We start from the raw sequence: 25,228 nt of genomic DNA, 5'->3' as shown, positions 1-25,228 counted from the left end.
TGCTTACAGTGAACCGACTGTTCGATGATGTTTTCCGCGGCTTCGGCTCGGGCCTGCCCACCTTCGGTAGCGGTTCTGCCTTCGGTACCGGCTGGCCGAGCGTTGAGATCTCCGACACCGACAAGGAGATCAAGGTGACGTCCGAAGTGCCAGGCCTTGACGAAAAGGACATCGAAGTCCTGCTCAACGACGGCGCGCTGACGCTGAAGGGCGAGAAGCGCTCAGAGAACGAGGACAGGGATCGTCAGTTCTCCGAGCGATACTATGGCCGCTTCGAGCGCCGCATCCCGCTCGGCGTTGAGATCGCGGAAGACAAGGTCGACGCGCATTTCAAGAATGGCGTGCTGACAGTGATCCTGCCCAAGACCGAGAAGGCGCAGTCGCAGGTCAAGCGCATCGCCATCAAGAGCTGATCGGTTCAACTAACCCTGGGGGCCGGCCTACTGGCGGCCGCCAGTATCCTTCGCCAACCGGGAGGGATGAAGAATGGAGACTGCAAGAGACACAAAACCAGAAATAGAAACCTCGACTGCCGCTGCCCGCGCCTTAAATGACAACCGGCGCAACCTTTCCTTCGGACGCTCGCCGTTTCCCGACGACGCGGTGGCGCGCATCTTCAAGCCGTCGCGTTCTGTGACCACCTCAGGGAATGCGCGAACAAAGGGCTGGCGGCTCGTTTTCGAGCGTCGCTCCGCGCCGTTTGTCGAACCCTTGATGGGCTATACCGGCGGCAGTGACACACTTGCGCAGGTGGAACTCGAATTCCCCACACTGTAATCCGCCATCCGCTATGCCAGGCGACAAGGGCTGACCTACGTCGTGGAACGGCCGGCAGACAAGGCTGTTGCCTCGGCCAAGAAGAGGAATGGTCGCCAATCGGCTCGCCCATCCCATGCCTTTGCTGATGCGACCTTGGATCGGCTGGGTCTTGCTCGACTTCAGGAAAGGTACGGGCAGGCCATGGATGGCGCGGCAGACCGCGACGATGCGTCCGGCCCGGCCAGCTGGTTCGCCCCGATGGACGTCGTTCGCGATCCGGCGCTATCGCTCGACGCGAAGCGTTCGATCCTGATGAACTGGGCCTGGACGGAATATCTGGCGGATCAGGCGACCAACGAAGGCATGCCGGAGAACGACCGGCCGTCGCGCCTTTACGAGGTCGAGCAGGCGATGCTCGCGCTTGGGCGAGGCGTTGAAAACGGGCCAGTTCATACAATGAACGATCGCCACGCCGCATGAGGTGAGCCATGGATCCGTATGTCATCTTTGATTGTGAGAAGGCTCTTCCGAACCGGTTCGTGCTGGTGCTTGCTGCGGCAGCGCGAACTCGTGCGCTTAACCGTGGCGCCGAACCGAGACTTGCTTTGCCACACCGGAATGCGAGCGATCTCGCATTGCAGGAGATCGCAGAAGGAGCGTTCAAGGAGAACGAACTGGCGCCGTTCCTGCTCCCCCAAAGGGCCGAAGCGCGTCTCCTGCCGGCCCCGTCCACGACGTCCGAGCTTTGCGTCGACGGCTGTTCGAAGGCTGCCGCCGCATCCGCCGCCTTGCCGACCGAGGCGGTCCATTGATGATGCAACCAACCGATGAGGAGAAATGAACGATGCTGAAGTCCCTGAATTCGAATTACCGGACGGCTTTCGATATCGTCAATATCGTTGCCGGTTTTGGCCTTCTGATCTCGCCCTGGCTGCTCGGCTTCACCGCAGAGACCTATGCCGCCTGGAACGCATGGGTGGTCGGCGCGGCCGTCGCTCTTGTCGCCGCCGCTGCACTCTACGCTTTCCATGAGGTGGAGGAATGGCTCAACCTCGTACTTGGCATTTGGGCGCTGGTTGCCCCCCGGGCACTCGGCTTCTCAGCCGTGACTGCCGCCAGGGGTGCACATCTGATAGCCGGCATTGTCGTCGTGATCGTGGCCGCCGGCAGCATCTGGTTCAGCGACAACCGTCCGTGGTCGACGGCGTGAGGCAACTGAACGGGTCCGGCCGCCGGGCCCGTTCAGTTAACATCATATAAACCTAAAGTGGAGAATTGGACGAGTTCTACACGGAGGAACAAATTCCTTCACGCTTGAAGTATTGGTTATAAAGACACTTAAGCACGGATGCTAAGCGGTTATTTCAGTAAGTTCAGGGAAAAATATTCACATTGCTAGTAGCTTTTCTACGCCGCCGACGATAAAGGATTTCATGCTTAAAAACGCTGCGGCAGGGTCTGAACTATACTGACCTTTTGACAAAGTCTCTACGCGTCCGCTGGACGAGAACACGCCGAGCATCACTGATACCAGATAGACCAAAGCCCGGATCGCCATCTCCCGATTCGCCGCTGGGTAAAGGTCAAGCAGCGCGTCGATGAAAATGTGTGCGGTCTCATCGTATTGATGCGAGATGAGGTCTGCGAAACGTCGGGATTGTGAGATCTGAGCAATCAGGTGCGAATAATGCCTCCAGCCTTCGTCCTCGCTGGCGATCAGGTCGAGCAACGGCGATGTGTAGCATTCGACCAAGGCAACAAGGTCGAAAGTGTCTGAATTCCGGCCGTGCGCAAGCCTTTTGCGACGCAGCTCGGACAGGGATTGGCTCCGCCGGCATATTACCGTTTCGAACAGATGTTCCTTGTTGGGAAAGTGATAGGTCACCACGCTCAGCTTGACTGCGGCCGCCTCGGCGATGTTGCGGACCGACACGGCATCGAAGCCACTTTCGGCGAATAGAGCTTCCGCCGCATCAACAATGGCCGTCCGCTTCTGCTGCGCACCGCGTTGAGGTCTAACTTCTGTTGACAGTATCCGTTGCGAGCGCCCCACAGGTATGGGCGTGACGCCGATCCTGAACCTGGACTAAGCGTCGTTGGCGGGAGCGCTTGGGTTGAAGCGCATCGGCTTGCAGTGCGCGTAAATGCTCTCGACCGCGAATGGGAGCGTACGCCAGGCGTCTTTAAGGATGGCCTTAGTCGGCTTGGGAAACGCCGTCGAGATTATTTCGATCAGATCGGGCTTTGTGCATTGAATGAGGATGCCCATGATTGGTTCGCCGGTCTGCTTTTGAGCGAACAGCGGTGCCCAATCTTCTAGGTTCAGGCTAATGGCGCCGAAGAACCCGTCGGCCCAGTCGCCCGCAAGCACTTCGCCCTCGTCAGTCCGCATTAACATCGGCGCATAGCGGCCGGGCGCCGTCAGTTGGTGGGCTATGAGGTTGTAATGATCGACGATCGTATCGATCACCGCCTGGATCTTGTTTCCGATGAGCGCTTTTTTCTCGTGATCGCCGATGACATGGAACATCCAATCATTGGGCAGCAGGAAGACCGGGCCAGCCGCCAAACCGGTCAGGAAGCCATTCATCATCGAGACGCCGCCACAAGGCGGCACCGGCTCAGCCTTGTTGAACCAGGCTTCCAGCTGCTCGAGGGTCAGAAGTTTCGCACGCCTGGGTCGTTTCACGCTGCTACCGCCATATTCACTTCGGCATGTTCTTGTTTCCAATGCCAAGGCAGGCAACGCTCCAAGGAGGTCGACTTTATCTCGCCCGACACGATGCGTTCAAGCACGTCGTTGAGCCACGTATAGGGATCGAGGCCGTTCAACTTTGCTGTGGTCAGCAAAGAACCCAAAATGGCCCACGTCTCGGCGCCGCCGTCACTGCCGGCGAACAGACTGTTGACGCGCCCAAGCGCAATACTTCTCATATTACGCTCGACGGTATTGGAATCGACCTCAAGCCTGCCGTCATCCAGGAATAGGGTTAGGCCAGACCAGAGCCCCAGAGTGTACTTGATGGCGGATGCGACCGGGTCTTTGGCGGATATATTCTTGAGCGTATCCATCAGCAACGTTTTGAGATCAGCCATCAGGCCTTTGATTTGCGCCTGACGGACCGACAGGCGATGCTCGGCGCTCGTGCCGCGGATTCTGGCTTCAATCGCATAGATCTCGGCCAGGCGCTCGATCACCGTTTTGGCCAGCTCGGATTTGTACTTCTTGTAGACATCCACAAACTTGCGACGCGCGTGAGCCAGACAATAGGCGAGTTCAATCGTTCCGGCTTTACGACCGGGCCGGGTCAAACTCTTATAAGCTTTATACGCATCGACTTGCAGGAGCCCGTTGTAGCTGGCCAGTTGCGACTGGATTTCCGCCTTGCCTCGACCTTGGGCAAAGACATAGGCAACCGCAGGATACGCGGGACCGTTCCATGGTCGATCGTCTACCGCATGCGCCCAGAATTGACAGACCTTGGCTCGTTTCCGGCCTTTTTTCAGGACAGGCATGCGGGTCTCGTCCACAAACACACGGTTATGGCTGTGAATGTAAGCCAAGAGCTTGTCGTAGAGCGTTTTCAGCCACCAGGCTGACCGTTTCACCCAACCGCAAAGCGTCGATGTGTCCAAACGGACGCCCTGTCCTTTCAGCATCTGGACCTGGCGGTTGAGTGGCAGGTACCAGGCATATCGCCATACGACCACATTGCTGATCATCGCCGTCGTCGCCAAGCCGCCCTCGAACAAACGCGGTTTCGCTTTGGCTTGAACAATGCCGGTTTCACAAGTCCGGCAGGCATACTTCGGTCGTACGGTGCGCAGAACATAAAGCGTGGCCGGCCGTGACGCGAGGGCCTCGCTTTCTTCTTCACCAATGCGATGGAGCCGCCCCTGGCAGCAGGCACATTCCAAGGATGATGGCTCAATCACCTCAACGACGCGTTCAAGATGTTCAGGGAGGGCACCGAGGTTACGGCGAGGTTGAGATTTGGAGCTTGCTTGGCGCGGCGCCTGAGCCGGCTTTGGCTCATCGTTGGCCGCACCCACCGCAACGTCAAGCTCCGCGTCCCCCAGATCGAGACGGATCTGCCCTTCAAGAACCGTAATGGACTTTTCGGACTTCTGCCCAAAAGGCTGCGCGTTGGCCGCCTTCAACATGCCCTTCAGACGCTCGATTTCAGCGTCTCTTTCCAGGACCATGCAGACCAGAATGTCCGGGTCCCGAGGCAAGTGTTGGCCACGGTTGAGCATCACCAAGCACTACCGCACAACAGCTAAAATGTCCATGGATTACAATAAGATCACGCTACTTTTGTAGGGCGCTTCACGGGCTTCTGCTCGACCTTTGTCCAGTCTAGACCATCTAATAAAAGCGCCATCTCGCTTGCGCTGAGATGAACAGCCCCATCACGAACGGCAGGCCAGGTAAAGTGACGATCTTCCAAAACCTTGGTCAACAACACCATGCCACTGCCATCCCAAGCCACCATCTTTAAACGATCGTTGCGCTTGCTGCGGAAGATATACACGTCGCCCGAATAAGGGTTCGCGCCAAGCGCGGTCGACACCAGCGCCGCCAGACCGTTTATGCCTTTCCTAAAATCGACCGGCTTGGAAGCAATCAGGATCCGTAAATCCGATCGAAGCGTGATCAAGCCGAACCCCGTATCGCGCTGAACACCGTCCGTAACGTACGCTCATCAACGCCGCCGTCGATAATGACACAAGCACCGTTCATCTCAACGCGAACGGTCAGCGTCTTCCCGAGAGATGGTTCAGGCTGTTCGTCGCCAACCTTCACGATCGGTACGAAACGCATCTCCTCCGCATCCGATAAGCTCTCGCGGGCGCAGCGCCGCCAGTAGTGCAACAGGCCTTGGCTGACGCCGTATTGACGCGCGACCGCAGAGATATTGGCGCCGGGCACAAAACTCGCCGCAGTGATCCTTGCCTTGTCCTCCGGGCTCCATCGACGGCGCCGATCTCCGCCAATGATAACCTCGACACGACGCGGACCCGATCGAGCCCGCTCCGCAGCGCCTTGCGCATAGTCCTGATGACTGTCATCAGCACTATGCGATACAGCCTTCTCCTCGCCGTCGAATGGCCCCAGATCCATCATTCCCACCTCTCAATCTCGAAGGATGGGATTATGCGCGAACTGAAATTCAATAAAATGTGGGGCGCTCGCAATGCTTACTGTTGACATGTACGAGCTCCCTGTCTTACTAATAACAAACTGGACGTACGTACAGTTAGTATATTCTGTCTCTTAGGGTCTTAGCGTTGTTGGGGAGGACATCGCAATGAAATTGATTTCTGATACAGTTGCGCCACGCTGCGAGCGTCGCAACGGGCTGGTCGTCGAATGGGATGTCCCAATTGCCATGCGGGATGGATCTGTACTCTACTGCGACGTATACCGCCCCGAAACGGAGGGCCGTTACCCGGTTTTGATGTCCCATGGTCCCTATGCCAAGGGTCTTTCCTTTGCCGAGGGCTATCCCGCGCAATGGGCCATGTTGACCCGTCATCATCCCGAAATCACGCGCGGAACCACCACCGAATTTGCGAACTGGGAGACGGCGGATCCGGAAAGGTGGGTGCCGTTCGGATATGTCTGCGTGCGGGTGGATTCCCGCGGGTCGGGCATGTCGCCGGGCTATGTCGATCCCTTTTCAGCGCAAGAAACGCAGGACTATTACGATTGCATCGAATGGGCGGCGGAACAGTCATGGAGCACCGGCAAGATCGGCTTGGCGGGGGTCTCCTACTACGCGATGAACCAGTGGCAGGTCGCGGGCCTGAAGCCACCGCATCTGGCTGCGATCTGCCCGTTTGAGGGGGCATCCGACTATTATCGTGATGCGGTGCGCCACGGTGGCATCATGTCCACCTTCTTTGTCCGCTGGTATCCGATGCAGGTCACCAACGCACAGTTCGGGCTGGGTAGCAGGGGCCGGAAGAACCCGGTAACGGGGCGCTCCATCGCGGGCAATGTCGACCTTTCGGATGACGAGCGCGCGTCCAATCGCACTGACATCCGAGCGGACTATCTGGCACATCAATTGATTACCGATCAGTTCTTCCAGGATCGCATCGCCAAGCTGGAGGAGATCGAAGTGCCTGTGCTGTCTTGCGGCAACTGGGGAGGGCAGGGTCTGCACCTGCGCGGCAATGTTGAGGGATTTGTCCGCGCCGGGTCCGATAGGAAATGGCTGGAACTACATGGGCTGGAACACTGGACCGAGTTCTATACCGACTATGGTGTCAGGCTGCAGAAGCAATTTTTCGATCATTTTTTGAAAGGCGCGGACAATGGATGGGATCGCCGTCCGCCGGTACTGCTTCAGGTACGCCACCTCGATAGGTTCGTCGAGCGCGAGGAGCATGAATGGCCGCTGGCCAGGACTGAATGGACGAAGTTCTATCTAAACTCCCGCGACATGTCCCTGTCGACCACCCCCCCGGCCGCGACCCAGGAGGTGCCGTTCCGAGCGAATGACGAGGTTCTGACCTTCCGCAGCGTTCCGTTGGAACGCGAAACCGAAATCACCGGCCCAATGATGGCACATTTGGTGGCTGCTTCAACCACGACCGACGCCGATCTCTTCCTGACACTCCGGGTGTTCGATCCTTCGGGAAAAGAGGTTCTGTTCGTCGGCGCCGTGGACCCGAACGCACCCGTTTCGCTGGGCTGGCTCAGGGCGTCACATCGCAAACTGGATCCTCACCGCTGCGAACCTTACCGGCCGGTACATGCTCATGACGAGCTCCAGCCCCTGGAGCCCGGAGAATTCTATGACCTGGATGTCGAAATCTGGCCCTCTTCCGTCGTGGTGCCCAAGGGCTATGTGATCGCGCTCAGCATCGGCGGGAGAGACTACGATAACGGCCTGCCGGAACCGATGCCCCAGATCTACGGTGTCTCGCAACGCGGCTGTTCGGTCTACCTGCATGATGACGATAGGGACCGGCCGGACGGGACCTTTAACGGAACCACCACGATACGCACGGGGGATGCCTATGTGATGTTGCCGGTGATTCCAGCGAAATAGCCGGAGCCGGCGATGTCGCAACAGGACCAATGGGCCCTCCGGGAAGGTGGTCGCGCAGCCTACTCCTTCTCTCGGCTCGAAGTCCGGCCGCCGACATACAGCCATCTGGGGAGGAACCATGCGACGTATCATCGACCTTTCAATTCCGATCGACGCGACCACGCCGGCTGATCCGCCGTTTCAGGTGCCGGTGATCGACTATGTCGACCATGACCGCGGCGCCCAGATGCTATGCGCCCAGTTCCCCGGTCTGGCGAGGGATCAGTTGCCGGAGGGAAAGGGCTGGGCTGTAGAGACTGTGACGCTCAGCACCCACAACGGTACGCATCTGGACGCACCTTGGCACTACCATCCGACGATGAACCATGGCGACCGGGCGTGGACCATCGATGAAGTGCCGCTGGACTGGTGCTACCAGCCGGGCGTGAAACTGGACTTCCGGCATTTCCCGGATGGCTATATCGTGACCCCCAAGGACATCGATACCGAGCTAGCGCGGATCGGCTGCACATTGGCGCCTTGCAGATCGTTCTGGTGAACACCGCCGCCGGGGCAGCCTTCGGCAGGCCAGACTATATCGACCGGGGCTGCGGCATCGGGCGCGATGCGACCCTGTATCTGTTGAAAATGGGGGTCTGCCTGACCGGGACCGATGGGTGGAGCTGGGATGCCCCGTTTTCCGCGACGGCGAAGCGATACGCCGATATCGGCGATGCCTCGATCATCTGGGAAGGCCACAAGGCTGGCCGCGAACGGGCCTACTGCCATCTCGAAAAACTCACCAATCTCGATGCGCTCCCCGCCATCGGATTTGACGTCATCTGCTTTCCGGTCAAGGTCGCACGCGGCTCTGCCGGCTGGACCCGGGCGGTAGCGATCCTTCCTTGACCCTTGCAAATTCAGGAGACCGTCATGGCCCGATCCAAGACCATCATCACCTGCGCCATCACAGGGGCGATTCACACGCCGACCATGTCGGACGCCTTGCCCTATACGCCTGATGACATTGCGACACAGGCCATTGAAGCCGCCGAGGCCGGCGCCGCGATCCTGCATCTTCACGCGCGTAGGCGCGAGGATGGCGGTGTGACCATCGACCCCGCACGGTTCCGCGCCTTTCTGCCACAGATCCGGCAGTCGACCCAAGCGGTCGTCAACATTTCCACCGGTGGCAGCCTTCAGCATACGATTGAGGAACGGATTCTACCCGCGCTGACCTTCTCACCCGAGATGTGTTCGATGAACATGGGTTCTATGAATTTCTCCTTCCATCCGCTGGCGAAACGGTACCAGAGTTGGAAATTCGGATGGGAGAAGGACTATGTTACCGGCTCCGACGGTTTCATCTTTCGCAATACCTTCGCGGATATCGGCAGTGCCGCGCGCCCGCTGGCACCGCATGATGTTCGTTTCGAACACGAGTGCTACGATGTCGGCCATCTCTACAATCTGAAGTTCTGCATAGAGCAGGGCCTGTTCAAGGCGCCGGTCTTCATCCAGTTCGTTCTTGGAATCCTCGGCGGGATCGGTGCCGATCTCGAGAATCTGCTCTTCATGAAGAAGACAGCGGACAAGCTTTTCGGCGATAGCTATCGGTGGTCGGTGCTCGCCGCCGGCGCGGCACAGATACCTCTTGCCACAGCGGCGGCGCAATTGGGAGGCCATGTTCGTGTGGGCCTTGAGGACTCCCTCTTCATCAGTCGAGGTAAACTCGCCGAAAGTAATGCGCAGCAGGTGCGCAAGGTGCGTCAATGTCTTGAAGATCTGGATTATGAAATCGCAACGCCTCAGGAAGCGCGCGAAATCCTAGGACTGAAAGGCGCAGAACATACCAGATTAGCATGATGCCAATTACCTGGGCATCAAAGGTAGATGATCCCAAAAAAAGTCCATTGGCAATGCAGTTCAAGTCGTCTGGAGCGGAGGAGGCAAAAGCGCATCGTTTATGGAATCGCGGATTGTTGAGGGCTTTGTCCACCGAGCGTGGAAGGGAGCCGCGGCCTCCGCCCGACAATCGGCGGTATTGGAATGGCATACTGCATATTCTTCGCGTCAACTGACCGGTAACTAGGGTGGCGACGCCCTCAGAGACAGAGAACGCTTAACCGTGAGCGACTAGTAGCTGGGACGGCTAAAGATGTCAGTGGCGGCGCGCGGGTCACAATGAATCAAGCAATCCCATATCCAGCGAGTTCCATAAGATAGATTATGCAACTTTAGATTGCCGTTTAGATTCATCTACTCGTAATGGGATCGTATGATCTGTTCCACCTGACGATCTACAAGGAATTTCGAATGCGACACTGGCTGGACAAGCTGACCGACCTCGCCGCCATTCCTGGCGACGAAAGCGTTTTGAAGGACGCGCTGGCCCCCCCCCCCCCCCCCCCCCCCCCCCCCCCCCCCAACCCCCCCCCGCGCCGTGGCCCACCACCCCCCCGCCACCAAGCGGCCTTATGCCAGGGCATGGCGTTGTAATATTCGCAGTAGACATCCGCGACGCCGGTTTGCGTCTCGGTGCCCGACAGCAGCGGCCAGAGCGAGCGGCCCTGCATGCCCGGCCAGATATCGAGCCCCGCCGCCTCGAGCAGGGTCGGCGCGATATCGGTCAGTTCGACCAGCCCGTCGATTCGGCGGGCCGGAATATGGCCCGGCCACGAGATCGCCAGGGGAACATGGACGCTGGGCTCGTAGAAGAACGGCCCCTTGAGATAGACGCCATGATCGCCCAGCAGCTCGCCGTGGTCGGACATGAAGATGACGATGGTATTGTCGAGCTGACCGGTATCGCGCAGGGCGTCGAGCATGCGGCCGACCTGGTCATCGATCAAGTCGCACATGGCGAAATAAGCCGCGCGCACCAGCCTGTGGTCATGATCGGTCATCTCGTCGTAGGGCATGCCGGCATTGCCGCCATAGGCTCCCTGGTGGTCGATCTTCTGGAAGGCAGGTTTTTCTTCCAGCTCTCCCGGCCGGTAGTTCGGCAACTCGATCTCGTCGAGCCGGTCGAGGTAGCGATCGAGATACTCGGCGGGCGGATCGAAGGGGTGATGAGGGTCGAAGAAGTTGACCGAGAACAGCCAGGGCCGGTCGTTCGCCTCATGCGCCTTGACGAAATTGATGGCCTTGTCGGCGCACCAGGTGGTCTGGTGGTTCTTTGTCTCGGGCCCCGCCTTCACATATCTGGAGCCCCGATAGGGGTCAGCCCGGTATTCGGCGCCGCGCTCGAGCAGCCATAGATTGTATTCGTTGAGTGGCCAGTTCTGCGCGCTGCCGTAGTCATTAAGTACCATCCGACAACCCGGATGATGCGACCAGTGAAAGGCGGCATAGCCATCATTGATGCGCGGTTCGATGACCGGCGCCACGCTCGGATTGGCCGCCGAGATATGGAGCTTGCCCGATAGACCGCAGGTATAGCCATTCTCGGCGAGCAGCCGCGTCACCAGCATTTCGTCGGCCGGCATGTCCTGCCCGTTCTGGCGCGTCCGGGTCGTACGCGGATAGCGGCCGGTGAGAAAGCTCGCGCGACTGGGCGTGCAGACCGGCGACTGGCAATAGGCCCCGGAGAACCAGGCTGCCTCGCCGAAGAGCTTGTCGAGCACCGGAGTTCGCACATGGCGATTGCCGGTAATGCCAAGCGTGTCCCAGCGCTGCTGGTCAGTGCATATCCACAAGATGTTGGGTTTGGTCATGATAACCCCAGTCGCGCAATTTCTCGAAATCGTCATCTTGTTCTCCTCCCACGCCATTCCTCGAATGGCACCGACATCGGACATATCCCGTCGCCAGGATCGTCCCTGCGCTCCTCCAGCACGTGGTAATGCTATTAGTTATTTATAACCACTGTCAAGCACAGGTCAGTTTTCTATAACCGGCGCTTCGGGGCAGTTTCCTTCCACAAAATCCTGCGATATGTCCTTCTGGCGGAGAGGGTGATGAACAGACGCAAGACGGAAAAAGCCAGCACGAGACCAACCATGGTCGACGTGGCCAAGCTTGCCGGAGTCAGCCAGGCCACCGTCTCGATGGTGCTCAACGAAACCGGCGGCACGCGGGTCACCGAAAAGACGCGCGGTCTCGTCCGCGAGGCGGCCGAAACGCTGGGTTATCGCGTCTGGATGCGCGCGCCGGTCGGTCAGGGCGGCATCCAGGCCATCGGCTTTATCATCGACGACAGCACGTCCAACCCCATCACCAACAAGGCGATCGAATCGGCACGGCAGCTGGCTTGGGAAAATGGCGCCGTGCTTGTCGTCCTGCCGACCCAGAACGACGAGCGCCTGCGCGCCGCGGCGCTCGAACTGCTGTTCGCACATCGGGTGGTGGGCGTGGTGTTCGCGGCCTTCTTCACGCGCCAGTATACCCTGCCGCAGAAACTGATACCAACGGCTCTGACGTCTGACTCGCGGGGGATTCCCAAACTGTTGAGTTGCTGATTCGATGTCGGCGAAGGAAATTCGCCCATGCCCGGATCGGTTCGACTGCGACAGGACTATACCCCTTCTCAACTCCGGCGGCTGGCGTCACGGAGCAAGGACGCCAACCAGAGCCGACGACTTCTGTCACTAGCAGCCGTGCTTGACGGCATGAGCCGCGCCGACGCCGCCCGGATCGGCGGCATGGACCGCCAGACGCTTCGGGACTGGGTTCATCGGTTCAACGAAGCCGGCCCCGATGGCCTTTTCGACCACTGGTCACCCGGTCCGTCATCGCGGCTGTCGGAAGAGCAGAAGGTCGAACTCGCCGAGATCGTCGAGACCGGTCCCGACCCGGATGTAGACGGCGTTGTTCGCTGGCGCCGAGTAGATCTTCAGCGCGTCATTAGGGAGCGGTTCGGTATCGAGTATCACGAGCGCCATGTCGGCACGCTTCTCAAGAAACTCGGCTTCTCCCACATGAGCGCACGCCCGCTGCATCCTGGTCAGGACGCCGCGACGGTGGCGGCGTTTAAAAAAACTGGCCGCGGGCGCTGACCGCCCATATCTGCCATCTCCCCAAGGGCAAGCCGATCGAAATCTGGTTCCAGGACGAGGCCCGGATCGGGCAGAAAAATGGGATCGCCCGGCTTTGGGCAAGGCGTGGAACCCGCCCACGGCAACCGGCAGATCAGCGCTACCAGAACGCCTATCTGTTCGGCGCTATCTGCCCGGCAAAGGGAAAGGGCGCCGGGCTGGCGCTGCCCTTTGCCGACACCTTCGCCATGCAACTCCACATCGACGAGATCAGCCGGCATGTTCAGCGCGGCGCTCATGCCGTTCTGCTGCTCGACCGCGCCGGCTGGCACACCACGGGCAAACTCGTCGTCCCGAAGAACATGACGCTGATCTTCCTGCCCTCGCGCTCTCCCGAACTGAACCCGGTCGAGAACATCTGGCAATACCTCAGGCAGAACTGGCTCTCCAACCGCGTCTTCGATACCTACGACGCCATCATCGACGCGTCATGCCAAGCCTGGAACAACCTCATCGATCAGCCCGAAACAATCATGTCCATCGGAATGCGCGACTGGGCCCACATCGGTCAATCATGACAGCCGTTGGTATGAGCTCGGTTCCCGTCGTGCTCATCAACTGCCACACTAAAGGCGACATTGCTCCGGCCATCCTGCCGGCGCATGCGCTGGGCGCCGAAACGGCCGTGCGCCACCTGACGGCCTCCGGCCACCGGCGCATTGCCTTCATTAACGGCGAAGGCTGGATGGAAGCTAGCAAGGACCGTCTGCGCGGCTACAAGCGCGGCCTCAAGACCGCCGACATAGCGTTCGACGCCAAACTCGTCCGATCAGGCAACTGGACGCTTTCAGGCGGCCACGATTGCACCCGCGAACTGCTCGCTCTGCCCGAGCCACCCACGGCGATCTTCTGTGCCAGCGACGAGATGGCCATCGGCTGCTACGAGGCCACAAAGGAAGCTGGGCTATCGATTCCGCGCGACCTCTCGGTCATCGGCTTCGACGATGCATCCTCATCCCGTCATCTGGAGCCTCCGCTCACCACAATCCGCGTTCCGCACGAAGATATGGGAAGACGTGCGATTACGCACATCTACGCTAAGCGCGAAGCGCAAAAACTAGGCATCATAGCAGGCAGACTCCAGATTGATTGCCCGCTTGTGGAGCGCAAGTCCGTCGGCCTTCCGCGCCCGCACCGAATTTTGAAGTTAGTCTGAACTAGCCATCCCGTCGCTCGCGTACAAAAGACCGGTATCGGCGCGCGGCCCCCCCATCGCGTTGCCGCCTTAACCGGTGGCGCCGGCAAAAGCGCAATGGCCTAGCCATAGTCGAGCGCGCCGACCTCGTCATGCGGCACCACATGCTAATTCCAGTTAGGACGACGTCGTAGTCTGCGTCGCCCATTGACCAAGTGCTGGCGCGTCGTGAGGCGGGCGCCGCGGTGGACGAGACCGATCATTCCATTCTCATGCGGCCGACCGATTGCCGTTAGCAGGGCCGCACATGTTGGTGGCCGCCGCTGAGGCACTGTGGGTTCCCCAACAAATATTATGCGAATCCGGCCCGACTCCCCGTGCATGAGTGCCGTCACGCTTCCATTGCATTGGCAGAATCTCGCGTCTGTGCAACGCTGGGTGCATGGAATTCAGTGATTTTATAGTCTACGTCGATGAGAGCGGCGACCACGGGCTTGTCAGCATAAATCCGCAGAATCCGGTGTTTGTGCTCACCTTCTGCATCTTCGAGAAAGAGGCCTACCGGACAGCAATGGTACCGCTTGTGCAGGCACTCAAGTTCGAGTTTTGGGGCCATGACGGCGTTGTTCTACATAGCCGCGAGATCCGGAAGTCGTCCGGTGACTTTTCCATCTTGCTCAATCAGACCGTGCGCGACCGCTTCATGGCAACTGTGAATTATGTCGTCGAACAGGCGCCGGTCACGCTCATAGCGGCTGCAATTGATAAGCAACGTCATGTGCAGAAGTACCATGATCCCGACAATCCATACAAAATTGCGCTAACTTTCTGCATGGAGCGCCTGCAGCGGTTCTTGGCCGAACGAGGGCAAGATCACCGCAAGACCTGGATACTGGTCGAACAGCGAGGCCGGAAAGAGGACGATGACCTAGAGCTCGAGTTCAGGCGTATTGCCGCTGGCGGCAACCAGGTTGGACCCATGCCAAACCTCGACATCCGCTTCATGGACAAGAAGCATAATTCAGCGGGGCTGCAGATGGCCGACCTTTTGGCCTACCCGGTCGCCCGGCACATAATAGCTCCTGACCAGCCAAACCGGGCCTACGATCTTGCAGAACCCAAGTTCCGTCGGAGTGCGGCTGGGAAAATACGCGGCTACGGGCTGAAAATATTCCCGTGAGAAAAGCGAAGGGCCCCGAGGTATTCCCCGAGGCCCGACGCCGAACGAGCATTCCCGTTCCATTTGTTTACAAAATGGGTCCAGCTAGGTGGACTGTCAACCCACTGCTGAGGCAAATATAGCGTCCAATGCCTGTCGCTGGCCCCTCTTCCGTCCGCAATGCGCCCCCATTCCTGCCGTTCAACGCCCCTCGACCAATCCCCAAAGCAGACATTCGCCAGCAACATCCTGGCATTGAGTGACGTCAATCCGACCGGTCCGGCGCCCCTATTCGCCATTCGGGGTCAGACCCGTCTCTCCATGACACTACGGCCCTGTGGGCGTAGTGCGCCGTGCGCTTGTTTAGGGCAGCGACGGTCGCCGAACCAGCACTGACGTAACGGACCGGCTTTTCGAAGGGTGTTCTTGGGTAATGCAAGATAATTGTATGCTGCGGCGAAAGCGGCATCACCACCTCGATGCCCGGATTCGCTAGAGAACTCTTGTGAGTTAAGAATCTCTCCCTAGGCACAGTTGGATCGAACCAAGTTACCGGACTGTCTGAAGTAATGAAGTCGGGCTCAACGGAGCACATAATAGTCATCGTCACTTCACTTAGCATGGTCAGACCATCCATCATGGCTCCCGGTAACAAAAACTGCATAGGCGACGCCACCGCTTTTCGAATGCTGTTTAGCTGCGCCTCGGAATTTGCGGATATACCTAGAGCAACGGCCTTTTTCTCAGCCGCGTCCAAGGTCTGCTGCCAAAGCGTCCGTTGGATCTCTCTCGCTTCAAGCGTACGCCCGTGCATCGCTGCGATGAAGGCGATCAACTGCCATTGCCGAAGCCGAGGCAACTGGCGGTGGCTGGCTACGAAGTCTGTGACGAGTGTCTTCAGGCCCTGCTCAAGTTTCGACAGTTCAAACTCTATCCGCAGATCCCGGGAACCGTCCGGCCCGAGGATCGTGTAGATGTCGGTCTCGGTGAAGAGGTTTTGGGGTGCTCGCTTGCGGCCGACGCCGCCACTGGGATCAAAGGTCCACACAAAGGGCTGCATTCCAGCAGGCGTATGCGGATCACACCAGGCGGAAAGGTAGCTCCTTGGGATATAGTGCTGCGATTTGTGGCTACCGGACTTAGGCACGGGCCGTCACCATGACTTCTCCTCATAAGGGCGCTGTCTATGGCATGTGAAAGGCTAAACAGCCTAGACGACATTCGCGCATTCGCTCACTCCAGCTTCAGTCGCTCCCACTCGCCAATCAACGTCCTGTACTTTTCATGAAAAACTGCCTCCTCGTTGCCCTGCAACGGCGTCATTTGCGGAGAGAAGAAAGTACGACGCAGTGCATCGATAACACGCATGTCAGCGGAGTCTGCTTCAGTTAGGACTTGTTGCATTGCCCAGAGCCCTAGCCTCCCTCCTTCTTCCGAGAGCGGCGGCTCTTCACTGAAGTATGGGTATACCACACGTGTATATTCCCCCCGGACGCGCGCATGGAGTGCATCCCTTATCCGAACTGTGGCTCCCAAAGTTTCGATACGCAGGTTGCCGTGCATGCTTATAGGAACGATCTCCACGGGCTCGTTTGACCAGCGCAGCTTTGCGCTAAGCAGTTCGAGAATTCCATTGGTCAGTAGCGGATAAAGTCGTTTGAAATTCCTGTTCGATCGGATGCGATCTTGGGTCAGCTGCGCTAGGTCGCCTCGGCCAGAGATGTGCATCTTAACGTCTGACCAAAAGGGTAGGTAGAAGTCGCCGCCTCGACTTCTAGTGCCGCCGGCTTCCTTTTTACGATCAAGTCGAATGTCCTCTTTCAAAATGGATCGACGCAGTGAATTGGGCGCATAGAATAACTGAAGGGCCTTTCGGAGAGGAATATCTAGAACAGACATAGGTGCCCCCTCTTGGATCGTAGGACAACAATCTCCTCAGCGCCCTGTCGGCACAATGGGCAAAAACAACGTTTTCACTATATTAAGTGCCATAGCGCCCAACTACTTTATCCAACCAGGACCGCGACCGGCCCTTGACCGTTCGTCTCGCTGCTTTGATCGATGCAGACAACGCCTCAACTCGGATTGCCCATGGCTAGTTCGAAGAGATAGCCAAGATCGGCGAGGCGAGCGTCCGCCGCAAATATGTGTTGGCAATCGCCGCAAAACGCCTGGGGGCGCGAGCGGGCATCCCATAGTGGGCACTTCAACCTCGCTCAGTCCACCCCAAGGGCTCACCCAAGCAAGGGAGCAGGGGTTTCCCAGGCTCCACCGTTGCCGCAGAGCGTATCTTGGTCCACATCTCGATCGCGGCACCGATTCCTGGTCTGCGCCAGGCAAAGGAGCGCCTATGACGATCAAGCAGACCTTCTTCAATCTGGCTGACTTGCCGAAGCTCGCGGCGCGCACCTGGACCCCCTTGCGGAGGGTGACGGAGTCGACGCTTAACGATCTCCCGCCTCGGGTCATCTCTGTAGCCGAATTCCACGGGACAGCGACCGCCGCGGTTCATTCCGCCAAGTCCGCTGATGTAGACACGATGGGATGGAACGATGTCGGGCTGAACCCCCATCGGGCAGGTATGGAATCATGGGGCTACCAGTCATCGGATGTGTTCCGTGGCTGGGGAGACACCGAACTTGGCATCAACCTGGTCATTGCCCAGCACCTCGAGGAGCCGAGCAAGGAGATTTGGCATCTGCATCCTGATCTGGTTGTGGCGCTCCGGCTTATCCAGGAAGGCGATCGCTGGTACCGGCCCGAAGAAGGGTGGCCGGAGGTCGTACGGCTGGCCCGAGGCGATAATGGGGAGCCGGTTTCCATCGAGATCAAAACTGAATTCCTCAACGACTATCTAGCAGCACGGGGGATGCGTCTCTTTTGCTCGAGCTATGCCGAGCGGACGGCAGTGACTGAGAAGGATCCCGGCTACGGCTGGTCTCGCAAGCCAATCAACGTGGCTGAGGGGCGAGATCTGCTCGAATACACTACCACCTCGGCAGGTTGGCCCAATCCTCGCGGATCGTTCTTCACCAGAGGCGCCATATGGCGAACTGAATGGCTGGAGCCGGGAACATTCAGCCCTCGTGTCCGCGGTGATAAGCCAGCCGATGAGGTTTCTTTCGTGACCAAGCCGGATGGTACCCGGGTGGCCGCTGCGCGGCTGCATGGAGACATCGGTTGGCTTTACTTTGACCCGGGGATCATCAATGCCTTGCTTCGGCATCGTGGTGGTCGGCTTCATTGGGCGTCGCGAGATACTGGTGGTGTGGGTGCGACCTCAGACACCGTCCATTTCGGTGTCAACGACCTTGGTCTGATCACCGTTTTCGCCAAGGACATCGGCATGCTCAAGCCATGGGAACAGCGAATTTGGGCCGCCCACAACGTCACCCCGGATGGCGGTGTGTCCAAGGAGCTTTTTGAGGCGCAGATGATGGTCCAGCCGGCCTCGACCAAGGCGCCAGAAGCCCTTATTGAAAAGGCCGTCGATAGTGTCGCTTCGAGCTTCCGCGAGCGGTATGGTCAGCAGCTGCTTCGTGAGAATGCCCAGGTGCCGGACTTGTTCACGCGAGCCCATCGGTTCCGAAGTGCGGAGACGGAAGGTTTGCTGGAACTTTCCAAGCAATTGACCCAGCTCTTCACCGAACGGGTTGATGTTGATGTGGTGCTGGCGCAATGCCCCCCATTGGCCAAGGGCGAGAAGAAGCCAGGGTCATTAAAGGCCATTGAGCGCTTGTTGGGTACCGTCCTAACCGAGGAACAGGCCAGGAAGATGATGGGGCCGCTGTTTGGTATGATTGACCTTCGCAATGCCGGTTCGCACCTCGGTTCGACCCTGGTGCAAAGTGGCCTTGAGCGCCTTGGCGTCGATGGCAGGAACCCACAAGCCGTGCAAGGTCTGCAGTTGCTGGAGAGCGTGGTCAATGCGCTGCTTGAAATAGACGCGGCGATTGCCGTTCCAAAGCCGCCAGCCTCCTAAGACCTAGGGAGAATGCCCAGGGCGCGCGGTGTTTCACATGCTTTTTCGTGTATGCGATAACCCAACTACCCGGCTCTCTGTATCGACCCTGGCTAGTCAAAGCGCTAGTCCGCTTCGGAATTGCCGCACCAAACTATCCGGCCCGAACGCAGCCAGAAATGCGACTTGCATCCGGTATTCCGCCAGACGGATGGACGCAAAGTCGGCCGACCCTTGGCATCTACGGCGATGTCCCATCGTGGCTTCCCGGCATCGACCACAAGCATTTCGATCATGGCGCCGCAGCGGCATGGGCACATCATGCCCACACTCCATGGCTCGCCATCATCGATAGCAAGCACCAAGTCCCTGGACGGCATCGCGGAGGGCAACTCGTCTCCCACGACAGTTTGAAGTCGACGCGCGGGGCCGAACCGATCCCACAGACGATGAAACCAGCGGGGCAGGCTCATCACTTTCTGCCCTTTGGCTTGCCGAGCGCGGGAATGCCCAGCAGCGGCTCTTCTGCGCCTCGGGCTAGCTCCGTGTCGGGGTCTCGATCGAATTCGCTCTCCGGGGTGTATTCCTCCTCGGCTGCCGCCAGGCTGAACGTGGTCCGGGCATAAAGCTCATTCGCATCGTGCCTGAAGGGAAAGGTACGAGCGATGAGCTCCATCACGACGGCCGAACTTGCCCGCATATTGAGCGAGATAACGGAAGGGGCCTGTTCGGTCAGCCCCTTGATGTAGCCGGCTTCTTGCTCTTCTTTGAATGCGCCTGGGTTCGCCTTATGCAGCCATTCCGCGCGGAGGCTCTCGGGAGTGAATACGCGCCGGTCAGCAAGAGTAGAACCCCCAGGCTGGACGTAGTCGATCCGGCCACAAACGTCGGCTATTGCTACTCCGTCGTTCCCCACCTTCCGCGTCGGAATGACAACGCCCACGTCGAACAAGGGGATAAGAAAGGCAGACGCGATCAGGTCAACAATCTGCCTTGCCTCGTGGGTGTCGACGCAACTGAAGATGACGTCGCATTGACTGACCGCGAGAATTGCCTCGCGGGAGCCGATGCTCTCAGCAATGGCAGTCGCAACGTCCGGACCGCGATATCCAGCATTGCCGGCAAATATGAGCATGGCGGCTTGATAGGTGAGGTAACCCATTGAGCATTATCGATTTGCGTTGTAGGGCCGCTAAGCTAAACTGGCTCAGTCGCGGCCTAAGTCTGCGCGTCGGGGAAAAACGTGACCGTAAGTACAACAGAACTTTCAGCGCTGACGCGCCTGTTCTCTTCGGCCGTGTTCCAGCAACTGGCCCGGAAGGGGCGCTCTGCGCTGTTTGGACGTCTACTCGGCGAGACCCGCCTCGCCGAGCTGTGCGCGAAAGAAGCCACAGTCGGGGATGCCTTTGAGGCCGCTTTCTCGATTCTCAGGGTCGCCGGACTACGCGATGAATATATCTATCGGTCAGCGCTGACCCACAAGATACTGATGGGCAAACACTCCTTGCGCACCGCCTCAATGCTAAACGAATTTCGCGCCGGATCGTGCAAAGCCGATCTTGTCATTCTCAACGGAACCTCGACGGTCTACGAGATCAAATCCGAGCGAGACTCCCTCGCGCGTCTGATCAACCAAGTGGAAAACTACAAACGCGTATTCGCATCTGTGAACGTTGTAGTCAGCGAGCGCCATGTGGACGGCGTCCGACTGATCCTTCCGGAGGATGTCGGTATCCTGTGCTTGTCGCATCGCTACCGCATCGCGACCGTGCGTGACGCAGTAGATTGTCCCGAGCGAATCTGCCCGGCTACGGTGTTCGAATCGCTTCGTTCAGCAGAAGCTGCGAGTATCCTGAAAGCGCTTAGCATTGCCGTTCCTGATGTTCCCAATACACAGCGCCACGCCGCCATGCGGGCGCTATTCGCGCATCTGGACCCCGTCGCGGTTCACCGCGAAGTGGTGCGGACCTTAAAACGCACCCGCGATCTGGCGCCACTAGCTTACCTCGTCGACCGGCTCCCGCGCTCGCTCCACGCTGCCGCTCTTTCAATTCCGGTGCGCCGTGCAGACCATGCCCATGTGGTAGAAGCGATCTCTACGCCGCTGGGCGAGTCGATGGCCTGGGCCTAACGCATGTATCACCCCTATTTTCGTGGCAAGCAGTTCGAGCTGATCGCCATTCGCGAAACCGCAGCACTGATGGCTGGATCGGGGTTCGTGCCCATCATTGAGCCGGTGCGGGAGGCGCTCAAGGGATTAGAGAGAACCCTGACGGCGATCTGCGACGCCGGCGGCGAGGCGATCGTGATCATTAATCCAGCCTATGGCGATCATGCTGAGGACGGCGTGAGCATCTCGACCCTTCTGGGAAATGGATTTCTAAATAAAGACGGCATTAGCGCCGGCATCTTGCTCACCAACGACATGAATATCGATGACGCGATGGCCTGTCACACCAAGCACCAGGCACATCGTCCTGTATTCATCCATGCCGGTTTCACCGAAGCGAAGGCGCTAGCAGAAGCGCTCGGGAATGACCTCTCTGAGACTCGACACGTCTTCTTCGAAAAGCACTGCCACAAGCTCTACCGGAAACACCTGAAAGGCAGCAAAACCCGTATCCTTCTTCGTGACGGGTTCGAACGGCGGCGCAACGCCGATCATCCAGCAGTCGAATTGTTTTCAGACCTCCACCTCACATTCGAGGAGGAAGACATGGACGGGTTCGGCGACTTCCTAATCGTTGGCGACGACTATGTTGAAGGTGGCGGCCCCGCGTACGCTGTCGCGATCCACCTGACGTTCCTCGACCCCGACAAGGACGAGGTGATGTACATCTATCATTTCGTATCAACGACAAAGGACACGCCGACTGATCCGGGCGGTAAGTTTGCCCAAGCGCTGGCAAAACTGATCGCTAAGCTGGATTCCGGAACCTCCAGACTGTTTGCTAGCACAGCCATCGCCGAATTTCGGGAGTTGCATGAAAAAGGCCACTTCCCGGGGCTCGGGCAGGTCAAGAAGCTTTCGATGCGCCATCATATCGAGACGCTCGCAGACTTTTTTTCCGAGTAGCGGGCAATCACATGCCGAAGTTCTGTTGCCCCGAATGCTTCGACGACCGTGGCCTTCGCCGCGACATCATCCCCTCGCTCAGCCATGGAATGGGGGACTGTGACTTCTGCGGGTCGACAGCCGTTATCCTGGTTGAACCACGTGCCCTCGCTGACATCTTCGAGTTGTTAATCGGGATCTACGAAGCAGATTCCGCGGGCAAAACCTTAGTTGAATGGATGAAAGATGACTGGCAGCTGTTCAGCCATGCCGCAATGGACGTTGCGCATTCGAAGGAGCTACTCGCTGAGATTCTCGATGACGGCGACATCGTCCGCAAGCCGTTCGCGCCGTCGTCCGCCTATGACAGCAAAGCTCTCGCGCAATGGGAAAATCTGCGCGATGAACTGATGTGGAAGAACCGGTACTTCCTGGACGAGGTCCTGGACGCGGATCGGCTGCGGGAGTTGCTTGGCCATTTGCCGACGGATGACATGCCTGCGAAGTGGTACCGGGCGCGTATCCTGTCCGACGACACAGTTTATCTTATTGGAGAAATGGGTGCTCCGCCAAAGCGGCTTGCATCACACGGGCGCGCGAACCCGCCCGGCATTCCATATTTGTATCTCGGTTCAATTCCAGAGACCGCGGCCGCGGAAGTCCGGCCTCATACCGGCGAGGTGGCGTGCGTCGCCGAGTTCACAATTCCTATGCCGCTGCGCGCGGTGGATTTGCGTAACCCGCGCAAGCTGGTGTCGCCCTTCCTTTTGGCCGATGCGAGCGCGATCGGTCAGCTGCGGGCGGACATTGCGTTTCTGGAGCGGCTTGGGGATGAGTTGACACGCCCTGTGCTGCCTCGTGGGGCCGCAATCGATTACATTCCCAGCCAGTATCTCTGTGAGTTCATCAAGAAGAACGGCTATGACGGCGTCGTTTACCGCAGCTCGGTCAGCGACGGGATGAACTTAGCGCTATTTGATCCCGCGAAGGCGATCGGCGGCGCAGTCTCAAAGTTTAACATCACGAAGGTCACGGTCCAGGTTGACCCCGCCTGATCGCCGCGATGAGCGCCAACTCGGCTGTTTCCAACTTTCCTTATGGGACGTGGGATATGCGCGTCATGCCATAGTGCTGTCGTTGCGATCCGGAGCGCTATCTCGATATTTCGATTGATGAAATATAAAGTCTAAGTTGCGGTGCGGCGAAGATGGCGGGTGGTTGAGCGCTTCCGAGCATCCATACAACCGTGGCACTGACACTCCCAAAATCCTATGCCTCGTCAGCGGAGCGGTCACTGCCAATCGGAACGTCGCCGTGCTGGCCATGGTCGCTGGAGAGAAGACCAGCATCTTGGAGCGCCTCAATTTCGGGAAGATCACGAAGCGTAGCTAGCCCAAAATGCTCCAAAAACCCCTTGGTTGTCACATAAGTGAACGGCGCCCCGGCCGTCGGGCTGCGGGGTCCCGCGGTGATCATGTTCTTGTCCCGCAACGCCCCGATGACGTCGCGCGACACCTCCCGCCCCAGGATTTCCGACACCCCTGCTCGCGTGACTGGCTGGTGATAGGCGATCGACACCAACACCATGGCCTCGTTCTGAGTCAGATCGATCGCCCGGTCCGGCACCGCAGCAGACGTGGCGATGGCATCGGCATAGGCCGTTCGGGTGCGGAACGCCCAGCCCCCAGCGACACTGACCAGGTCGTAGGGTTTGCCCCGCAGGCTTTCACGGATGTCGTCAATGAGCAGGTCGATGCTGGCGTCACGACCGATCACCCGCGCCAGGACCTCGCGCTCCACCGGCTTGGGCGCCGCGAACAGTACGGCTTCGATGCGGTTCATCCATTCGCGCCAGCGTAGGTCAGCCGGCATATCGACCAGTTCGGAATCGAAGATCGGCGGTTCGGCATCTGTCCTTTTGCGCCTGGCCATCCCGTTGCCCTGCCTCACAAACCGTAGAGCCGGAACGTCGGCCGGCCACTGAGTTCGCGCACTCCCCCCAACTCTCCCAAGCGATCGAATAGCCGCCGAGCCCCGCGCGCCGACAGTCTTGGGCTGGACCAGGAGCCCGGCACCGCGTCATCGGACAGTAGCAGTTTGATGACGTCGCCAGCACCTTTAGCGCGCAACTTTGGCGCCGCCGAAGCCAGTATTGCCGCCCGCTGCCCCAGCTCTGACCCGAGATCGCAGGCTTCTGCCGCCGCCGTGGCGTAGGCCCAAAACACCGCCTTGCCCCAACCTTCTCCTCCCGGCCGGATGCGTTTGCGGTGTTCGCCCGATTTAAAGGTCGGCGAAGCCACCTGCCCCATCAGCAGGGGCACCGGAACAGGCCATCTGAACTTCTGGGCGAGGACCATGTCAGCAAGCCAAAAGGCCAACAATTCGGCATCGGGCCGGGCCCGGTAGACGGCAGCGGCAATCTCGGCCGCCAAGGCTGGAGCCGGCCGCGACGACGCCGTCAGGTCTTCGGCATTGGCGACAACCTCGGCAAGAACGTCATCCCACTGCAGAGCAAAATGCTGTTCGACCACCGGGCGTACCAACTCTGCGTCGCAACTGGTGGTCCGGCTGGCCAAGCGGCGCCAGGCCATCAGCAGGTGCCCGGCTGGCCCAGGATCATCGCCCTTGCCGCGCAGAAAATGGGTATCGCGCAACGCGGATTCGTCCTCGCGCCGACCGGTCAAGTTCACCGCCGCGCTAGCACTATGCAGGGCCAGTCGCTGGCGCCAGGCACCGGCCCAAGGACAACTCTGCCGCACTAAACTATCCAACGAATTCAACGCTGCACCCGCCATGTAAGCACCGTCGACATCGTAAGAAATCTCGCCGCGCGAGCGCGCCCAGGCCGGCACCTTCGGCACTGGTGGCAGATCGATCTCGAGCAAATCAGCAGCGATTTTCATGCAAACAGAGTAACACGCAGCGGCGCTTTTTGCTACCGATTTGGTTGTAAACCGCCCTACCTGTCGGCATCTCAGAACGAATGATAATCTTGCATTATCGTTTATTATTGTCTTTATTAAAGAAATAGCGTCTGTCGGCTTTCCAGGATCGGTGGATTCGCCGGAAAACCAAGGCTT

Annotated in this window: 24 protein-coding genes and 3 pseudogenes; 15 read left to right on the top strand and 12 right to left on the bottom strand. The window is 58.9% G+C overall.

The genetic code is table 11. The features are described 5' to 3' along the window. Window positions 1-8 precede the first annotated feature (8 nt). The 4 genes and pseudogenes from AABF56_RS34780 to AABF56_RS34760 all read left to right on the top strand — a co-directional run. Window positions 9-413 (top strand): annotated as a pseudogene (locus AABF56_RS34780) (Hsp20/alpha crystallin family protein); the annotation flags it as partial. 73 nt (window positions 414-486) lie between these two features. Further along, a pseudogene (locus tag AABF56_RS37865) lies at window positions 487-1,239 on the top strand (NADH dehydrogenase ubiquinone Fe-S protein 4). Between the two features lie 8 nt (window positions 1,240-1,247). After that, window positions 1,248-1,571, top strand: a complete 324-nt coding sequence (rpoZ, locus tag AABF56_RS34765; RefSeq protein ID WP_272791941.1) for a DNA-directed RNA polymerase subunit omega — start codon at window positions 1,248-1,250, stop codon at window positions 1,569-1,571. A 32-nt stretch (window positions 1,572-1,603) separates the two neighbouring features. Next, entirely contained in the window at window positions 1,604-1,969 is a 366-nt protein-coding gene (locus tag AABF56_RS34760; protein ID WP_272791942.1) for an SPW repeat protein, read from the top strand. A 177-nt stretch (window positions 1,970-2,146) separates the two neighbouring features. On the opposite strand, the gene AABF56_RS34755 is transcribed toward AABF56_RS34760, so the two are convergent. From AABF56_RS34755 to tnpA, 5 genes are all read right to left on the bottom strand, one after another. Then, window positions 2,147-2,692, bottom strand: coding sequence for a TetR family transcriptional regulator (locus AABF56_RS34755; RefSeq protein WP_338341956.1), 546 nt, complete (start codon window positions 2,690-2,692; stop codon window positions 2,147-2,149). Window positions 2,693-2,845: 153 nt separating this feature from the next. Further along, the gene (locus tag AABF56_RS34750) at window positions 2,846-3,448 is read right to left on the bottom strand and encodes a YecA/YgfB family protein (protein ID WP_272809221.1); all 603 of its coding nucleotides are present in this window, start codon (window positions 3,446-3,448) and stop codon (window positions 2,846-2,848) included. Then, window positions 3,445-5,016 (bottom strand): IS66 family transposase, encoded by a 1,572-nt coding sequence (tnpC, locus tag AABF56_RS34745; RefSeq protein WP_272809239.1) that lies wholly within the window; start codon window positions 5,014-5,016, stop codon window positions 3,445-3,447. The genes AABF56_RS34750 and tnpC overlap by 4 nt, the downstream gene beginning before the upstream one ends. Window positions 5,017-5,066: 50 nt before the next feature. Next, window positions 5,067-5,420 carry an IS66 family insertion sequence element accessory protein TnpB gene (gene tnpB, locus AABF56_RS34740; protein ID WP_272809220.1) on the bottom strand — a complete coding sequence of 118 codons (354 nt, stop codon included), beginning with the start codon at window positions 5,418-5,420 and terminating at the stop codon, window positions 5,067-5,069. Next, entirely contained in the window at window positions 5,417-5,887 is a 471-nt protein-coding gene (gene tnpA, locus AABF56_RS34735; RefSeq protein WP_272809219.1) for an IS66-like element accessory protein TnpA, read from the bottom strand. The genes tnpB and tnpA overlap by 4 nt, the downstream gene beginning before the upstream one ends. Before the next feature lie 184 nt (window positions 5,888-6,071). Here tnpA and AABF56_RS34730 point away from each other — a divergent pair, with 184 nt between their 5' ends. The 3 genes and pseudogenes from AABF56_RS34730 to AABF56_RS34720 all read left to right on the top strand — a co-directional run bounded on the left by AABF56_RS34730 (window position 6,072) and on the right by AABF56_RS34720 (window position 9,668). After that, window positions 6,072-7,823, top strand: a complete 1,752-nt coding sequence (locus tag AABF56_RS34730) for a CocE/NonD family hydrolase (protein WP_272809218.1) — start codon at window positions 6,072-6,074, stop codon at window positions 7,821-7,823. A gap of 118 nt (window positions 7,824-7,941) precedes the next feature. Further along, window positions 7,942-8,711, top strand: a pseudogene (locus AABF56_RS34725) (cyclase family protein). 24 nt (window positions 8,712-8,735) lie between these two features. Continuing rightward, entirely contained in the window at window positions 8,736-9,668 is a 933-nt protein-coding gene (locus AABF56_RS34720; RefSeq protein WP_272791945.1) for a 3-keto-5-aminohexanoate cleavage protein, read from the top strand. A 434-nt stretch (window positions 9,669-10,102) separates the two neighbouring features. Here the strand turns inward: AABF56_RS34720 and AABF56_RS34715 are convergent, their stop codons facing one another. After that, on the bottom strand, window positions 10,103-11,554 hold the full coding sequence (locus AABF56_RS34715) for a sulfatase family protein (protein ID WP_338341955.1): 1,452 nt from the start codon (window positions 11,552-11,554) through the stop codon (window positions 10,103-10,105). A gap of 207 nt (window positions 11,555-11,761) precedes the next feature. On the opposite strand from AABF56_RS34715, the gene AABF56_RS34710 reads away from it, so the two are divergent. From AABF56_RS34710 to AABF56_RS34695, 4 genes are all read left to right on the top strand, one after another. Further along, the gene (locus AABF56_RS34710; protein ID WP_272792135.1) at window positions 11,762-12,262 is read left to right on the top strand and encodes a LacI family DNA-binding transcriptional regulator; all 501 of its coding nucleotides are present in this window, start codon (window positions 11,762-11,764) and stop codon (window positions 12,260-12,262) included. A 27-nt stretch (window positions 12,263-12,289) separates the two neighbouring features. After that, a protein-coding gene (locus tag AABF56_RS34705; RefSeq protein WP_272792134.1) for an IS630 family transposase occupies window positions 12,290-13,356 on the top strand; the annotation gives its coding sequence in 2 pieces (ribosomal slippage) (window positions 12,290-12,776 and window positions 12,776-13,356; 1,068 coding nt in all). Window positions 13,357-13,367: 11 nt separating this feature from the next. Further along, window positions 13,368-13,994, top strand: a complete 627-nt coding sequence (locus tag AABF56_RS34700) for a substrate-binding domain-containing protein (protein ID WP_272792133.1) — start codon at window positions 13,368-13,370, stop codon at window positions 13,992-13,994. 421 nt (window positions 13,995-14,415) lie between these two features. After that, complete coding sequence (locus AABF56_RS34695; RefSeq protein WP_272792132.1) at window positions 14,416-15,153, top strand: DUF3800 domain-containing protein; 738 nt, start codon at window positions 14,416-14,418, stop codon at window positions 15,151-15,153. A gap of 244 nt (window positions 15,154-15,397) precedes the next feature. Here the strand turns inward: AABF56_RS34695 and AABF56_RS34690 are convergent, their stop codons facing one another. After that, a complete protein-coding gene (locus AABF56_RS34690; protein ID WP_272792131.1) occupies window positions 15,398-16,279 on the bottom strand; it encodes a DUF4238 domain-containing protein in 882 nt (293 codons plus the stop codon). A gap of 86 nt (window positions 16,280-16,365) precedes the next feature. Beyond that, entirely contained in the window at window positions 16,366-17,031 is a 666-nt protein-coding gene (locus AABF56_RS34685; protein WP_272792130.1) for a hypothetical protein, read from the bottom strand. 451 nt (window positions 17,032-17,482) lie between these two features. Between AABF56_RS34685 and AABF56_RS34680 the strand changes: the two genes are divergently transcribed. Continuing rightward, entirely contained in the window at window positions 17,483-19,114 is a 1,632-nt protein-coding gene (locus AABF56_RS34680; RefSeq protein WP_272792129.1) for a hypothetical protein, read from the top strand. A 104-nt stretch (window positions 19,115-19,218) separates the two neighbouring features. Here the strand turns inward: AABF56_RS34680 and AABF56_RS34675 are convergent, their stop codons facing one another. Together AABF56_RS34675 and AABF56_RS34670 are read right to left on the bottom strand one after the other, a co-directional pair. Continuing rightward, the gene (locus AABF56_RS34675) at window positions 19,219-19,380 is read right to left on the bottom strand and encodes a DUF6527 family protein (protein ID WP_338341959.1); all 162 of its coding nucleotides are present in this window, start codon (window positions 19,378-19,380) and stop codon (window positions 19,219-19,221) included. 185 nt (window positions 19,381-19,565) lie between these two features. Further along, entirely contained in the window at window positions 19,566-20,255 is a 690-nt protein-coding gene (locus AABF56_RS34670) for a hypothetical protein (RefSeq protein WP_272792128.1), read from the bottom strand. 81 nt (window positions 20,256-20,336) lie between these two features. On the opposite strand from AABF56_RS34670, the gene AABF56_RS34665 reads away from it, so the two are divergent. From AABF56_RS34665 to AABF56_RS34655, 3 genes are read left to right on the top strand one after another with little or no spacing between them, the layout of a single operon-like run. Then, on the top strand, window positions 20,337-21,224 hold the full coding sequence (locus tag AABF56_RS34665; RefSeq protein ID WP_272792127.1) for a sce7726 family protein: 888 nt from the start codon (window positions 20,337-20,339) through the stop codon (window positions 21,222-21,224). 3 nt (window positions 21,225-21,227) lie between these two features. Beyond that, complete coding sequence (locus AABF56_RS34660) at window positions 21,228-22,169, top strand: sce7725 family protein (RefSeq protein WP_272792126.1); 942 nt, start codon at window positions 21,228-21,230, stop codon at window positions 22,167-22,169. A gap of 11 nt (window positions 22,170-22,180) precedes the next feature. Further along, a complete protein-coding gene (locus tag AABF56_RS34655) occupies window positions 22,181-23,203 on the top strand; it encodes an RES family NAD+ phosphorylase (protein WP_272792125.1) in 1,023 nt (340 codons plus the stop codon). A 214-nt stretch (window positions 23,204-23,417) separates the two neighbouring features. Here the strand turns inward: AABF56_RS34655 and scpB are convergent, their stop codons facing one another. Both scpB and AABF56_RS34645 read right to left on the bottom strand, forming a co-directional pair. Continuing rightward, complete coding sequence (gene scpB, locus AABF56_RS34650; protein ID WP_272792124.1) at window positions 23,418-24,080, bottom strand: SMC-Scp complex subunit ScpB; 663 nt, start codon at window positions 24,078-24,080, stop codon at window positions 23,418-23,420. Window positions 24,081-24,094: 14 nt separating this feature from the next. Further along, window positions 24,095-25,051: a DUF1403 family protein gene (locus AABF56_RS34645; RefSeq protein ID WP_272792123.1), complete on the bottom strand. Its 957-nt coding sequence runs from the start codon at window positions 25,049-25,051 to the stop codon at window positions 24,095-24,097. Window positions 25,052-25,228: the final 177 nt, after the last annotated feature.

It is taken from the genome of Shinella sp. WSC3-e, from assembly GCF_945994535.1.
GTDB lineage: Bacteria > Pseudomonadota > Alphaproteobacteria > Rhizobiales > Rhizobiaceae > Shinella > Shinella yambaruensis.
Note: the sequence above shows the minus strand (reverse complement) of the source record. Positions and strands in the feature narration are given on the sequence as shown.